Genomic DNA, 13893 nt, shown 5'->3' with positions numbered 1-13893 from the left:
GAGTTGTATGTTGGAGAATATAAAGAATTACATATTAATAATAGCTGTAGCAATTGTATTTTTTTCTACAGTAAGGTTATTATTACCGAACAATTCATTAAAGAAATATATAAATTTGGTTTTTGGATTATTATTAATAGGTATTGTTATAGATCCTATAACAAAATTTATGCTGAATACATCTATAGATAAAGAAGTAAATGACTTTTATGATAATTTAGATAAAAAGTATAGTAATACAACTTTGAATACATATGCTGAGAAAGATAAAGATTTAACCATGAATACATTTAAAAATAACCTCGATGAATCAATTAAAAATTTATTAAAGAAAAATTTTCAGAATATAGATTTTGAAGTAGATACAAAAGTTCAGTATAAAGATAAAGAAGTATTAATAGAGAATGTTAGTGTTACATACTATAGTGGTATGGTAAAACCGATAGAAAAGGTTACTATAGGTGAAGTAAAAGAGAAGGATGAACATTTAGATAAAGAAGGGACTGATATTGAAAAATTTTTATGTGATGAACTAAAAATAGATTCAAATAAAATTAATATAATAAAGGGGTGAAAAAATTGTTTAAAGAAATAAAAGAAAATTTAAAGAAACAAAAAAATAATTTACCTTTTATAACTATTGCAGGGATTATGGTGGGAGTTTTAATAATTTTCATGGGGAAGTATTTTTCAGGAGAAACTTCAACAGTTTACGGTGAAGATCAGCTAAATAGTAAGACTACAGAAGTATCTTCTACTGAGGAAGAATACAAAGAAAAAATAGAAAAACAATTAGAAGATATTTTAAGTCAGATTGATGGTATAGGGAAAGTAGATGCAATGGTATATATAAAAAGTGGAGAAGAAAAAGTTCCTGTATATAATGAGAGTGCATCAGCAAATACAACAGAGGAGACTGATAGCTCTGGAGGTAAAAGAACTACTAATCAAAATAATACAGGAAATTCTGTGGTTGTAGGAAATAATGGAAGTAGCAGTGAACCGTTTATAAAAAGGGTAGATGCACCAGATATAACAGGAATCGTTATTGTAGCAGAAGGGGTCAATGACGAATATAAAAGAGCGACTCTTGTACAAACAGTTTGTAATTTATTTGATATTCCATCTTCAAAAGTTAATGTACATCCAATGAAAAGTAACTAAATAATATAAATAGACAATAATTATCAAGAAAATGAATATTATAAAACAAATAAAAGTTAACATAATTAAATTAAAACATTCATATAAATTAATAAATACATATTAGGGGGTTAATAAAATGAATAAGAAACAAGGCATAATTATTGTGTCTCTACTAGTACTTATAGTTATAGCAGGAGTTTTAGCAACAAGGGTTCAAGGTCCTTTATATTTTCCAACTGATGAGACAGCATCTTCTGAGGATGTAGAAAAGAGTTCTGAATCAGGTGATGAGTATTTTTCACAAGCAAAGTTAAATAAGACATCACAATCTGAAGACACATTAAAGAACTTAAGAACTATTATAGAGGATGAATCATTACCAGAAGACTCAAGAAGAGAGGCTAAAGATCAATATGTAAGTGTTAATTTAAATGCACAAAATGAAACAAAAATTGAAGAGGATCTTAAAGGAAAAGGTTTCGAAGATGCTGTAGTTACTATAGGAAATGATAAGGCATCAGTAATAGTTAAAAGTGATAAAGAACTAACTGATGAACAAACTAGAATGATTCAAAAGTCAATTATAACTATAGCAAATATTAAAGATTTTGAAATTACGTATAAACAATAATCATTTGTAAAATCATATTTATATGATATAATTATCTCAAGATAAATATTTTGCACAGGCAAGATAAGGGGGTATCTTTTATGGAACAAGAGTTAAATCAAGAAATAGGAATAATCAAAATTTCTGATGATGTTGTAGGTATAATTTCTGGTCTTGCAGCAAATGAAATTAAAGGTATTCATAGTATGAGTACTGGATTTGTAGAAGGAATAACATCTAAATTAAGTGGCAAAAAAAATGTTAGTCGTGGAGTTAAGGTTAACTTTGCTGATGACAATGCAACAATAGATATTTATGTTATTGTGGAATACGGATTAAAAATTACTGATGCTTGTATAAAAGTACAAGAAAATGTAAAGAAAACTGTTGAAACTATGACTGGATTGAAAGTAGATAAAATAAATGTTTATGTTCAAAATGTTATGTTTCCAAAGCCAGAAAACGAAACTATAAGTGAAGAAGAATAGGGCGCCCTCTTAAAGAGGGTGTTTTATTTTATTATATTATATGTATAATATAAATGAAGATAAGTATTTAGGAGGAAGTTATGAATCGTAGAAAAACAAGAGAACTTACATTTAAATTAGTATATGAAAGTATTATACATAAATTTGATTGTGATGAAGTATTTGAAAACTTCGTAGAAAATGAGGTATCAGGAAAAGAGGATAAGTTTAAAGATATAGATCTTAAATACCTTAAGGAAAAATTAAAAAATATATGTGAAAAAAATGAAGAGTTAAAAGGATATATTAGTGAAAGCTCACAAAAGTGGAAGTTTGAAAGAATTTCAAAAATAAATGTAGCTATATTATTTGTAGCTATTTATGAAATAAAGTATGAAGATGATATTCCAAAAGCTGTATCTATAAATGAAGCATTAGAACTTTCGAAAAAATATAGTGAGGAAAAAAGTAAAGGTTTCATAAATGGAATTTTAGACAAAATAAATTAGGAGGAGATTATAATATGGGGGCTATTATTGATGTTAAAAGCTTAGTATCTAAATTTCAAAATGAAATTATGGCAATAGTTAATGAGAAAAAAAATAAAGGTGAAATAGTATCTATAGGTATACTCCAAGTTGGAAAAGATGGAGGAAGTAACTTTTATAGAAATAGTGTAGTTAAATTATCAAACAAATTAGGTATAGAACCTAAAGAATTTTTGCTAGAAGAAAATGTGTCAGAAGAAGAAATTATATCTGTAGTTAATGAAATAAATAATGATAATAATATAACAGGTGTCCTTATGTTATTGCCGATGCCTAAAGGAATAGATAGTGATAAGGTAAAAGAGGCATTGAGTCCAAGTAAAGATATTGATGGAGTAACAACTCATAATATAGGTCAGTTTTACTCTGGAAATAAAGCATTTATTCCTTGTACACCACTTTCAGTAATGGAAATTTTAAGATCAGTTACGGATTTAGAAGGAAAAGAAGCTGTTGTAATAGGAAGAAGCAATGTTGTAGGTAAACCATTGGCTCAATTATTACTTAATGCAAATTGTACAGTTACCACTGTTCATTCAAGAACTAAAAATATAGAAGAAGTATGTAGAAGAGCAGATATATTAGTAAGTGCAATAGGTAAACCTAAATATATCAATAGTAATTTTATAAAGGATGGTGCAGTAGTTATTGATGTAGGAACTTCTGATGTAGAAGGAAAGATTACTGGAGATGTTGATTTAGAAGATGTAATAGAAAAGGTTTCATATATAACTAAGGTACCAGGTGGGGTAGGATCTTTAACAACTACTATACTATTAAAAAATTTATGTGAGGGTTTATAATAAATGTTTTTGAAAGTACTTACAGTAACTGAAGTAAATAATTATATAAAAAAGGTATTTGATAATGATTTTATATTAAAGAATTCAAAAATTAAAGGTGAACTATCTAATGTAAAGGTACATTCATCAGGACATATTTACTTTTCACTTAAAGATGAAGGTGGAAAAATAAATGGAATAATGTTTTCGAATTATGCAGAAGATTTAAAGATAATTCCTGAAGAAGGTATGCAAGTTGTTATATCGGGAAAGATATCTTCTTATCCTAAAGATGGAAGTTATACTATTTATGCGAAAGAAATGGAAGTTGAAGGGGTAGGAGAGTTACATAAGGCTTTTGAAAAATTGAAGTTAGATCTTATGGAAGAAGGCTTATTTGAAGAAAAATATAAAAAATCTATACCAAGATATCCAGGAAAAATAGGAGTGATAACTTCACCAACTGGAGCAGCAATTAGAGATGTAATTAATGTATCTATGCGTAGAAATAGAAAGGTAGATATATTAATTTATCCATGCCTTGTACAAGGGGTTAATGCACCGCAAACTATAATTCAAGGTATAGAAACATTAGATTCACGAGAAGATATAGATGTAATTTTACTTTGTAGAGGTGGAGGATCAATAGAGGAATTATGGGCCTTTAATGATAAAGATTTAGCTAGGGCAATTTTTAATTGTGATACACCTATTGTAAGTGCTGTTGGTCATGAAGTAGATTTTACTATTTCAGATTTTGTTGCAGATATAAGAGGTGCGACACCATCACAGGGGGCAGAAATTATTGTGCCACAGTTAAGCGATATGGAAGGTTTTTTAAGAGATTCAAATGATAAGTTGAAAACTAATATAACTTCATATATAAGAGATAAAAAAAGTATTATAAGTCAAAACGAAGAAAGACTTAAGAGGTATTCCCCAATAAATAAAATACTACAGAAAAAAGAGAAAGTTGAGTACTTAAACAAGAACTTAAATATTTATATAAAACATTATGTTGAAAGTAGAAAAAGAAAAGTAAATTCTTTGATTGATTTGATTGAAGCTAATAGCCCAATGAATATTATTAAAAGAGGATATAGTTGTATAGAATCTGATGGGAAAGTAATTTCTTCAATTGATACTTTGAAAAAGAAAGATAATGTAAAGATAACATTAAGAGATGGTAGTGAATATTTTAGTATAAAGGTAAGGAAAGAGTAATGAAAGATTTTGAAAAGAAGTCAGTAGCATTAGAACAGATAGTTAAAAATTTAGAGGATGAAAATTTAACATTAGATAAAGCTATGAAAGAATATGAAAAAGGAGTCTTTCTAGCAAAAGAACTTATGGATATGCTAGATACTGCAGAAAGTAAGATAAATGTATTGACATCTCAAGGCGAGAAGAAATTTATTGATGAAGAGGAAGAGCTATGAGTATTGGAGAATATAAGAAATGTATAGATAGGGAATTGAAGCTTTATTTTGAAGATAAGATAAAATATAGTGAAGAAGAAAAAATCATATACGAGGCAATGGCATACTCTACAAATATTGGAGGAAAAAGAATAAGACCAATATTATTTATGGCTACACATAATATATTTTCAAATAGTGAAGTTCCAATGGGTATACCTTGTGCCATTGAAATGATTCATACTTATTCTTTAATTCATGATGATTTGCCAGATATGGATAATGATGATTTGAGAAGAGGAAAGCCTACAAATCATAAAGTTTTTGGTAATGCTATGGCCATATTAGCTGGAGATGGGCTATTGAATGAAGCATTTAATATTGCATTTCAATATGTAGTAGATCATCCACATCATGCTAAAGCATTAAAATATTTATGTAACTCGTCTGGTGTTGATGGTATGATTAGTGGACAAGTGATTGACATTTTAAATGAAAATAAGACAGTGTCTCTAAAAGAATTAGAAAAGATGCATAGATTAAAAACAGGAGCTTTAATTAAAGCATCAATAGTCTCAGGAGCAATTATAGGTGGAGCTACTGAGGAAGAAATTGTACTTTTAGAGCAGTATGGTGATGCTTTAGGTTTAGCTTTTCAGGTAATAGATGACATTTTAGATGTTACAGGTAATGAAGATAAAATAGGTAAAAAAGTTGGATCTGATGCCACAAATAATAAGAGTACATTTGTTAGTGTTATCGGACTTGAAGAATCTAAAGTTTATGCAGAGAAACTTACTTTAAAATGTTATGATATTTTAGAAAATATAGACAAGAACACAGATGAACTATATGAAATTACTAGATATCTTTTAAATAGAGAGGAATAAGAGAGAAAAATTTATTCTCTCTTTTTACTTTTTATATGGTAATTTATTGTGAATTGATATAAACTATAAAAGATATAGTATATAAAATTGTCGAAGTTTTGAGATGGGGTAGTAGATTACAAAAGTTGCTACTATTTTTTTGCTTTGATATAATTAATAAAGAAAGTAAAGTAATGGAGAAGAGAAGACATGTATGAAATTATTGATTCATATAAAGATGTAAATGATATAAAAAATATGTCAGAGGAAGAAATAAAAAACTTTTCCGATGAAATAAGAAAATTTTTGATAAACAAGGTGTCAAATACTGGAGGGCATCTTTCTTCTAATTTAGGAGTAGTAGAATTGACATTAGCTTTATATAAAGTTTTTGATTTTAATAATGATAAAATTATTTGGGATGTAGGGCATCAAGCATATGTGCATAAGATTCTTACTGGAAGAGCAAAGAATTTTGATACACTTAGAAAATATAATGGTATGAGTGGATTTCCTAAAAAAAATGAAAGTAAATATGATTTTTTTGAAACAGGACATTCTTCTACATCTATATCTGCAGCGGTTGGGATGGCTAGAAGTAGAGATATTAAAAAGGAAAATCATGAAGTTATAGCAGTGATTGGTGATGGTGCTCTTACAGGGGGTATGGCCTTTGAAGCATTGAATGATATTGGCTTTAACAAGTCTAAAATCATTGTAGTTTTAAATGATAATGGAATATCTATCGCTGAAAATGTTGGTGGATTATCTATGCATTTAGCAAAACTTAGGGGAGATAAAAAATATAATAAATTAAAGAAAGAAATAAAAAGTTTTTCCAGAAGTAGTATAGGAAAAACTATGAATAAGTCAATGAAATATTTAAAAGACTCTATAAAAAAGATATTACTTCCAAGTTCATTATTTGAAGACATGGGTTTTAAATATTTTGGACCGATTGATGGACATAATATTAAAGAGTTGACAAAGATATTGGAAAATGCAAAGAATATAGATGCACCGGTATTAATTCATGTGAAAACAACAAAAGGTAAGGGCTATGATTATGCTGAAGAAAATCCCTATAAATTTCATGGAATTGGGCCTTTTAACTTAGAAAATGGAGAAGTAGAAGATAAGAGTGGTAAGATTACATACTCTAAAGTTTTTGGAGATACAATAATAGATATGGCACGAGAAGAAAAAAATATAGTGGCGATAACAGCTGCTATGCCAGATGGCTGTGCTTTAACTAGTTATTCTAAGGAATTTCCTGATAGATTTTTTGATGTTGGTATTGCTGAACAACATGCAGTTACTATGGCTGCTGGAATGGCTAGTACTGGAATTAAACCATATTTTGCAGTATATTCAACTTTCCTTCAAAGAGGATATGATCAGGTACTTCACGATGTATGCATCCAAAATCTTCCTGTTGTATTTGCTATAGATAGAAGTGGTATTGTTGGAAATGATGGTGAGACGCATCAAGGTATATTTGATTTATCTTACTTATCAATGATTCCTAATATAACAATAATGAGTCCTAAATGTACAGAAGAGCTTAAAAATATGTTATACTATTCTAAGAATTTTAATGGACCGTTAGCGATAAGATATCCAAGAGGCGGAGATGTATTTACTGAAGGTTTTAAAGTACAAAAAGAATTTACTTTTGGTAAGTGGGAGATTATTACAGAAGGCGAAAATATAGCAATAATAGCAGTTGGAAAAATGGTTCAATTTGCAAATGAAGCTGTAATGAAATTAAAAGAAGAAGGTATTAATATAACGTTAATTAATGCTGTATTTGTTAAGCCTCTAGATTATACTTTATTGGATGAAATTAAGAAACATTATAAAGTTGTAATAACTGTAGAAGATAATGTGATAGCTGGTGGATTTGGATCATACGTAAACCAATATATAAATTCGTCAGAAATAAGTATTAAAAATTTAGGGTATCCAGATGAATTTGTTCCTCATGGAGATATTGATACATTATATAAATTGTATAAATTAGATTCTGAAGGGATATATAATAAAATAAAAGAAGAAATGTAGGTAGTATATATGACTAAAGAAAGATTAGATGTAGTATTAGTTAATAAAGGTTTTTTTGCTTCTAGAGAGAGAGCAAAAGGAGCTATAATGGCAGGAAATGTTTTTATAGATAATATACGAGTTGATAAATGTGGTGAAAAGATAAATCCAGATGCAGAGATAGTTGTAAAGGGACATGATATACCTTATGTAAGCAGAGGTGGGTTAAAACTTGAAAAAGCAATAAAAGAATTTGGAACAAATGTTTCAAATAAAGTGTGCTTTGATATAGGAGCATCTACAGGAGGTTTTACTGACTGTATGTTAATGAATGGAGCAACTAAGGTATATGCTGTAGATGTGGGATATGGACAACTAGCATGGAAGCTAAGGACTGATGAACGTGTAGTTTGTATGGAAAGAACAAATGTAAGATATCTAAAAAAAGAAGATATTGAAGATATACCATCTTTTGCATCTATAGATGTTTCGTTTATATCACTAAAAAAAGTTGTACCAGTTGTTTCATCATTAATGAGCGAGGATGGAGAGATTGTTGCATTAATAAAACCGCAATTTGAAGCTGGTAGAGATAAAGTTGGCAAAAAGGGAGTAGTAAGAGAAAAAGAGACACATAGAGAAGTTGTTACTGATATAGTTAATTTTTTAAAAGAGAATGACTTTGGTATTATAGGATTAACGTATTCACCAATAAAAGGACCAGAAGGAAATAGAGAATATTTAGTGTATTTTAAAAAGGCTTGTGAAGATGCTATAGATATAGAAAACAGCATTAATGAGGTTATTGAAAATTCTCATATAAGTTTATAGTACTGGAGGATATAGGATGAAAATAGGTATAATTATAAATGCTTCTAAAGATATTGATGGTGCAATAATTAGATTTGTAAAAGAAAAAATAAGCATTTACTATGACAATGCAGAAATACTAGTTTTTGATGACCCTAATATACATAAGAAAAAAATCACTAATCTAGATTTTATCTTAGTATTAGGGGGAGATGGAACAGTACTTAGAAGTGCTAAAGCTGCAATAGAAAAAGAAATACCTATTTTGCCTATAAATATTGGATCTTTAGGATTTATAACTTCAGGGGAATTAGAAGAACTGGAGGAAATTTTAAAGAAAATAATTAATAAACAATATTATATAGAAGAGAGATTAGTATTACATTGTAAAATTCAGGGTAAACATGAATTTAACTTTATAGCATTAAATGAAGTTACAATTACTAAGGGCACTCTTTCAAGGATAGTGAAATATAATATTGATGTTAATGATAAAAAGTATAGTAGATTTAAAGGTGATGGTGTTATTATATCTACGCCAACAGGATCTACAGCATATTCATTATCTGCAGGTGGACCTATTATAGAGCCGAGCTTAGAACTTATATCTATAACACCTATTTGTAGTCAAAACTTTTCAATAAAGACTATGGTATTAAATAAAGAATCAAAAATTAAGGTATATCTTAGTGAAGTTAAAGATAAGGTATATATTACTATAGATGGTCAAGAATATGTAAAGATAGATGAAAGTGATATTATAACATTAACAAGTTATGATAAGAAGATAAAATTTATTAGAACAGATAATTATGATTATTTTAATGTATTAAATAAAAAAATATTAAGTAACGGTAAGGAGTATTAAAAGATGAAGGTTTCAAGACACTCTAAAATTTTAGAACTTATAAATTCTAGGGATATAGAAACACAAGAAGAATTAGCGGAGATATTGAAAAAAAGTGGTTTCGATGTAACGCAGGCAACAGTGTCAAGAGATATAAAAGAGTTAAAGCTTATTAAAATTATGGGAAATGAAGGAAAATATAAGTATGCAACAATTTCTCCTAACGAAGGATTCTTATCTGATAAATTACTAAATATATTAGCACATACAGTTATTTCAGTGGAAAGAGTTAATAACTTTGTTGTAGTTAAAACTATCACAGGTTCTGCAGGAGCAGCGGCAGAAGCGTTAGATTCAATTAATATAGATGGTGTTGCTGGTACTATAGCAGGAGATAATACTATTTTTGTTATGCTAAGAGATAAGGAAAAAGCTGAAGATATGATTTTTAAGATAAAGAAAATAATTAATGCTCAGGAGGAATAAATGCTTGTTCAACTTAATATAAGTAATTTTGCTTTAATAGATAATTTATCTATCAATTTTGAAAAAGGGTTTAATGTTCTTACAGGAGAAACTGGTACGGGAAAATCAATTCTTATAGATGCTATCAGTTACATACTTGGAGGAAAGTATAATCGTGGTATTATTAGAAATGGAGAAGAAAGAGTATTTGTAGAAGGTGTTTTTGAAATTTCAAATACTAAAAGCATTAAGATATTAGAAAAGCTTAACATACCTGTTGAAGAAAGTATAATTATTAGCAGGGAGACTTTAAGTGAAGGAAGAAGTGTAGCAAAAGTAAATAATAGAACTGTGACATTGAGCCAACTTAGAGAACTGGGAGAAACTATTTTAAATATACATGGTCAACATGAAAATATAAGTCTTTTGAATACAAATTTACATATAAATTATCTTGATGATTTTGGAGATGATGAATTTCAGAATGCACTAAAAACATATCATAGTGAGTTTGATAAATTTAAAGGACTAAAGAAAAAGTTGGAAGAACTTGAGAATTCAGATGATGGTTCTGAAAAAATGAAAGATTTTATTAGTTATCAAATTGATGAGATAGAAAAAGCAAAGTTAAAGATAGGTGAAGATTTAGAGTTAGAAGAAAAAGTTACTTTGTTATCAAATTCAGAAAATATGACTAAAATCTTCTTAAGTGTAAATAATATATTAAAGGAATCATCAGAGGAAAGATTATCAGTATTGGATTCTTTAAATATTGTAGTAAGAGAATTAAGAAGTCTTGGTAATTGTAGCGAAGAATTAAATAAAATAATATCGTCTATTGAAGATTCATATTACTCAATTCAAGATAATTCTAGTGCTATAAGAGATATGAAAGATTCATTAGTTTATGATGAAGATGAGTTAAATTATTTAAATGGTAGATTATTTTTAATAGATTCATTAAAGAGAAAGTATGGGGAAACTATTGAAGAAATTATCGCAACTAAAGACCAATTAGAGAAACAATATTATGATATATGTAATAAGGATGAGATTATTGATAAAATAAAAAAAGAAATAGAAGAACAGCATAGTTTATTGATTAAGTTATCTGAAGATATATCTAAAACTAGAAATAATCTTGCAAGATCATTAGAAGATAGTATTCATCAGCAGTTAAAGGAACTAGGCTTAGAAAAGGCTAGATTTTCTATAGAAGTTTTATTTGATGAAAAATATCTTAATAACAAAGGCTGTAATAAGGTTACATTTAAGATTAGTACAAATCCAGGTGAGCCATTATATTCAATAGATAAGGTAGTATCTGGAGGAGAACTCTCAAGAATAATGTTAGCATTAAAAGTGGTTTTCACAAATAAAGATAAAATACCAACAATAATTTTTGATGAAATAGATATAGGAATAAGTGGAAGTATAGCATCAGCTGTTGCTAAGAAAATGTTTTATGTTTCTTTAGATACACAGGTATTTGTTGTGACTCATTTGCCACAAATAGCAGTGATGTCAGATAATCATTTTGTTGTAACGAAAGAAGTTAAAAATGAAAAGACTTATTCATATGTAAATAGATTAAAAGAAGAAGAAAAAGTAAATGAGATAGCAAGAATGATTGGTGGAAGTGATTTAACTAAACTTACTATAGAAAATGCAAGAGAATTAGTAAAGCTTGCTAATGATATGAAAAGTGAAATTAAGAAGGAATAAATAAAATCCTTCTTATTTTTTGTAGTAATAGAGATAAGAATAATATTTTTACTTAAGGGAAAATTAAAAATACAGAAAAGATTTGGAGGTGAAAATTTTGCGAAAATTATATTCAAAAAATTTTTTATTGCGTAATATATTGATACTGTTTTTTATTTTTATATTTGCTTTTGGAAATTCGCCTCTAATAATATTTGGAAAAAACCTAGATAGAACATATTTAGTTAATAAAGAAGATGATAAATATGATGCTGTTTATTTAGGTGGATATCCTATAGGAATTAAACTAAAGACTAAAGGCTTTATAGTAATATCTCTTAGTGAAATAGAAAATTATGAGAAAGAGCCTTATTCACCGGCTAGTGAAGGTGGAATAAAAGTAGGGGACAATATAATTTCAATAAATGAAATAGAACTAAAAAATTCAAATGATATTACAGAAATAGTTAATAAAACTAAAGGAGATACAATAAAAATTAAATTAATACGAGATAACGTAGAATTAGTTAAAGAAGTTAGACCTGTAAAATGTGTAGATAATAATTATAAGCTGGGATTGTGGATTAGAGATTCTACAGCAGGTGTGGGAACGCTGACTTTTTATGATAAGAAAAGTAACATATTTGGTGCATTAGGTCATGGAATTATAGATAGTGACACTAATATTATTATGCCAATTGAAAAAGGAGATATTTTATCTGCAGAAATAAAATCTATAAAACGTGGAGAAAAAGGAAATCCAGGAGAATTAAGAGGAATATTTGTAAATGAATCACATATAAGAGGAGAAATTAAAAAGAATAGCTTAAATGGTGTTTTTGGTATATCTAAAGAATCATTAGAAAATATAAAATTTAATGAACCTATAAAGGTTGCAAAAATTAGTGAAATTAAAGAAGGAGATGCACAAATTTTAACTACAGTAGATGCTGAGGGACCTAAATATTATAATATAAGAATTGAAAAGGTTTTAGATAATGCTAGTACATCATCTAAAAATATGTTGATAATAGTAACTGATGAAGAATTATTAGCGAAAACTGGAGGTATTGTCCAAGGAATGAGTGGTAGCCCAATTATACAGGATGGTAAATTAGTTGGGGCTGTTAATCATGTATTGGTAAATAATCCATGTGCAGGATATGGGATTTTTATAGAAACTATGTTAAATGAATTGAATAAAGGAATAAAATAGTTTATTATTTAAGAAAGAGTTTATTTTTATTAATTTTTTTTCAAAAAAAATTTTTTTTTAAGAAATTTAGAAGGGATTAAAGAAAAGATGTCGAATATATAATGTTGTAAAGAAATGGAAATTAATTTGTGAATTGGGGGATTTATTTATGGATAATCAAAAAATTAACGTACTAATTGCCGACGATAATAAAGAGTTCTGTAATATCTTGAATGATTATTTACTTAATCAGAGAGATATGGTGGTTGTCGGCGTTGCTAAAGATGGATTAGAGGCTTTAGATATGATTGAAGCTAAAAAGCCAGATTTGGTGATTCTTGACATAATAATGCCACATTTAGACGGTTTAGGTGTACTTGAAAAACTTATGTTAACAGAATCTGAAGATAAGCCAAGAGTTATTGTATTGTCAGCAGTAGGTCAAGAAAGAATAACTCAAAGATCAATTGCATTGGGTGCAGATTACTATGTAGTAAAACCATTTGATATGGATGTATTTGTTAAAAGAATAAGAGATATGTTCAATAATAATGTTGTTACAAATGAAAATAAAAAATCTGTAGAAGTATATTCTGAGCCTGTAGTTCAAAAAGTGACAGAAAATAAACCGGTAGATTTAGAAACAGAAATTACATCAATAATACATGAAATAGGAGTACCAGCGCATATAAAAGGTTATATGTATTTAAGAGAAGCTATTTCAATGGTAGTTAATAATGTAGAATTATTATCTGCAGTTACAAAAGAGCTATACCCTTCTATAGCTAAAAAATATAATACAACAGCCTCTAGAGTTGAAAGAGCAATTCGTCATGCAATTGAAGTTGCATGGAGCAGAGGACAAATAGACACAATAAATAAATTATTTGGGTATACTATAAACAATGGTAAAGGTAAACCAACAAATAGTGAATTTATTGCTATGATAGCCGACAAATTAAGACTAAAAAATAAAGTAGGTTAAATTT

General features: G+C 28.1%; 16 protein-coding genes. All 16 read left to right on the top strand.

Annotated elements, in window-relative coordinates:
* Positions 1–7 precede the first annotated feature (7 nt).
* The 16 genes from CM240_RS07210 to spo0A all read left to right on the top strand — a co-directional run bounded on the left by CM240_RS07210 (position 8) and on the right by spo0A (position 13889).
* The gene (locus CM240_RS07210; RefSeq protein ID WP_044037826.1) at positions 8–574 is read left to right on the top strand and encodes a stage III sporulation protein AF; all 567 of its coding nucleotides are present in this window, start codon (positions 8–10) and stop codon (positions 572–574) included.
* A gap of 5 nt (positions 575–579) precedes the next feature.
* Entirely contained in the window at positions 580–1164 is a 585-nt protein-coding gene (gene spoIIIAG / locus CM240_RS07205) for a stage III sporulation protein AG (RefSeq protein ID WP_051483744.1), read from the top strand.
* 118 nt (positions 1165–1282) lie between these two features.
* Positions 1283–1777, top strand: a complete 495-nt coding sequence (locus CM240_RS07200) for a SpoIIIAH-like family protein (RefSeq protein WP_044037822.1) — start codon at positions 1283–1285, stop codon at positions 1775–1777.
* An 80-nt stretch (positions 1778–1857) separates the two neighbouring features.
* Positions 1858–2244 (top strand): Asp23/Gls24 family envelope stress response protein, encoded by a 387-nt coding sequence (locus CM240_RS07195; protein ID WP_044037820.1) that lies wholly within the window; start codon positions 1858–1860, stop codon positions 2242–2244.
* 80 nt (positions 2245–2324) lie between these two features.
* Positions 2325–2732, top strand: coding sequence for a transcription antitermination factor NusB (gene nusB, locus CM240_RS07190; protein WP_044037818.1), 408 nt, complete (start codon positions 2325–2327; stop codon positions 2730–2732).
* A gap of 14 nt (positions 2733–2746) precedes the next feature.
* Positions 2747–3574 (top strand): bifunctional 5,10-methylenetetrahydrofolate dehydrogenase/5,10-methenyltetrahydrofolate cyclohydrolase, encoded by an 828-nt coding sequence (locus CM240_RS07185; RefSeq protein WP_044037817.1) that lies wholly within the window; start codon positions 2747–2749, stop codon positions 3572–3574.
* A 3-nt stretch (positions 3575–3577) separates the two neighbouring features.
* Positions 3578–4777, top strand: a complete 1200-nt coding sequence (gene xseA / locus CM240_RS07180; protein WP_044037815.1) for an exodeoxyribonuclease VII large subunit — start codon at positions 3578–3580, stop codon at positions 4775–4777.
* On the top strand, positions 4777–4992 hold the full coding sequence (gene xseB / locus CM240_RS07175) for an exodeoxyribonuclease VII small subunit (RefSeq protein WP_044037813.1): 216 nt from the start codon (positions 4777–4779) through the stop codon (positions 4990–4992). The genes xseA and xseB overlap by 1 nt, the downstream gene beginning before the upstream one ends.
* On the top strand, positions 4989–5861 hold the full coding sequence (locus CM240_RS07170; protein ID WP_044037802.1) for a polyprenyl synthetase family protein: 873 nt from the start codon (positions 4989–4991) through the stop codon (positions 5859–5861). Before xseB ends, CM240_RS07170 begins: the two co-directional genes overlap by 4 nt.
* 189 nt (positions 5862–6050) lie before the next feature.
* Positions 6051–7904, top strand: coding sequence for a 1-deoxy-D-xylulose-5-phosphate synthase (dxs, locus tag CM240_RS07165; RefSeq protein WP_044037800.1), 1854 nt, complete (start codon positions 6051–6053; stop codon positions 7902–7904).
* Positions 7905–7913: 9 nt separating this feature from the next.
* Positions 7914–8714, top strand: a complete 801-nt coding sequence (locus tag CM240_RS07160; protein ID WP_044037788.1) for a TlyA family RNA methyltransferase — start codon at positions 7914–7916, stop codon at positions 8712–8714.
* A gap of 16 nt (positions 8715–8730) precedes the next feature.
* Positions 8731–9561 carry an NAD(+)/NADH kinase gene (locus CM240_RS07155; protein ID WP_044037786.1) on the top strand — a complete coding sequence of 277 codons (831 nt, stop codon included), beginning with the start codon at positions 8731–8733 and terminating at the stop codon, positions 9559–9561.
* 3 nt (positions 9562–9564) lie between these two features.
* Entirely contained in the window at positions 9565–10026 is a 462-nt protein-coding gene (locus CM240_RS07150; protein ID WP_044037784.1) for an arginine repressor, read from the top strand.
* A complete protein-coding gene (recN, locus tag CM240_RS07145) occupies positions 10027–11730 on the top strand; it encodes a DNA repair protein RecN (RefSeq protein WP_044037782.1) in 1704 nt (567 codons plus the stop codon).
* 97 nt (positions 11731–11827) lie between these two features.
* Complete coding sequence (spoIVB, locus tag CM240_RS07140; protein WP_051483743.1) at positions 11828–12925, top strand: SpoIVB peptidase; 1098 nt, start codon at positions 11828–11830, stop codon at positions 12923–12925.
* A 148-nt stretch (positions 12926–13073) separates the two neighbouring features.
* On the top strand, positions 13074–13889 hold the full coding sequence (gene spo0A / locus CM240_RS07135; RefSeq protein WP_044037780.1) for a sporulation transcription factor Spo0A: 816 nt from the start codon (positions 13074–13076) through the stop codon (positions 13887–13889).
* Positions 13890–13893 lie beyond the last annotated feature (4 nt).

The organism is Clostridium bornimense (assembly GCF_000577895.1).
Taxonomy (GTDB): Bacteria; Bacillota; Clostridia; order Clostridiales; family Clostridiaceae; genus Clostridium_AN; species Clostridium_AN bornimense.
This window is presented reverse-complemented; position numbering and strand designations above follow the sequence as displayed.

Bases quoted from the DNA above. Each gene is read 5' to 3' on its own strand.
- CM240_RS07170 (WP_044037802.1), top strand. From the start codon at position 4,989: ATGAGTATTGGAGAATATAAGAAATGTATAGATAGGGAATTGAAGCTT.
- CM240_RS07160 (WP_044037788.1), top strand. From the start codon at position 7,914: ATGACTAAAGAAAGATTAGATGTAGTATTAGTTAATAAAGGTTTTTTT.
- CM240_RS07155 (WP_044037786.1), top strand. From the start codon at position 8,731: ATGAAAATAGGTATAATTATAAATGCTTCTAAAGATATTGATGGTGCA.
- xseA (WP_044037815.1), top strand. From the start codon at position 3,578: ATGTTTTTGAAAGTACTTACAGTAACTGAAGTAAATAATTATATAAAA.
- xseB (WP_044037813.1), top strand. From the start codon at position 4,777: ATGAAAGATTTTGAAAAGAAGTCAGTAGCATTAGAACAGATAGTTAAA.
- CM240_RS07200 (WP_044037822.1), top strand. From the start codon at position 1,283: ATGAATAAGAAACAAGGCATAATTATTGTGTCTCTACTAGTACTTATA.
- nusB (WP_044037818.1), top strand. From the start codon at position 2,325: ATGAATCGTAGAAAAACAAGAGAACTTACATTTAAATTAGTATATGAA.
- CM240_RS07195 (WP_044037820.1), top strand. From the start codon at position 1,858: ATGGAACAAGAGTTAAATCAAGAAATAGGAATAATCAAAATTTCTGAT.
- recN (WP_044037782.1), top strand. From the start codon at position 10,027: ATGCTTGTTCAACTTAATATAAGTAATTTTGCTTTAATAGATAATTTA.
- dxs (WP_044037800.1), top strand. From the start codon at position 6,051: ATGTATGAAATTATTGATTCATATAAAGATGTAAATGATATAAAAAAT.
- CM240_RS07210 (WP_044037826.1), top strand. From the start codon at position 8: ATGTTGGAGAATATAAAGAATTACATATTAATAATAGCTGTAGCAATT.
- CM240_RS07150 (WP_044037784.1), top strand. From the start codon at position 9,565: ATGAAGGTTTCAAGACACTCTAAAATTTTAGAACTTATAAATTCTAGG.
- CM240_RS07185 (WP_044037817.1), top strand. From the start codon at position 2,747: ATGGGGGCTATTATTGATGTTAAAAGCTTAGTATCTAAATTTCAAAAT.
- spo0A (WP_044037780.1), top strand. From the start codon at position 13,074: ATGGATAATCAAAAAATTAACGTACTAATTGCCGACGATAATAAAGAG.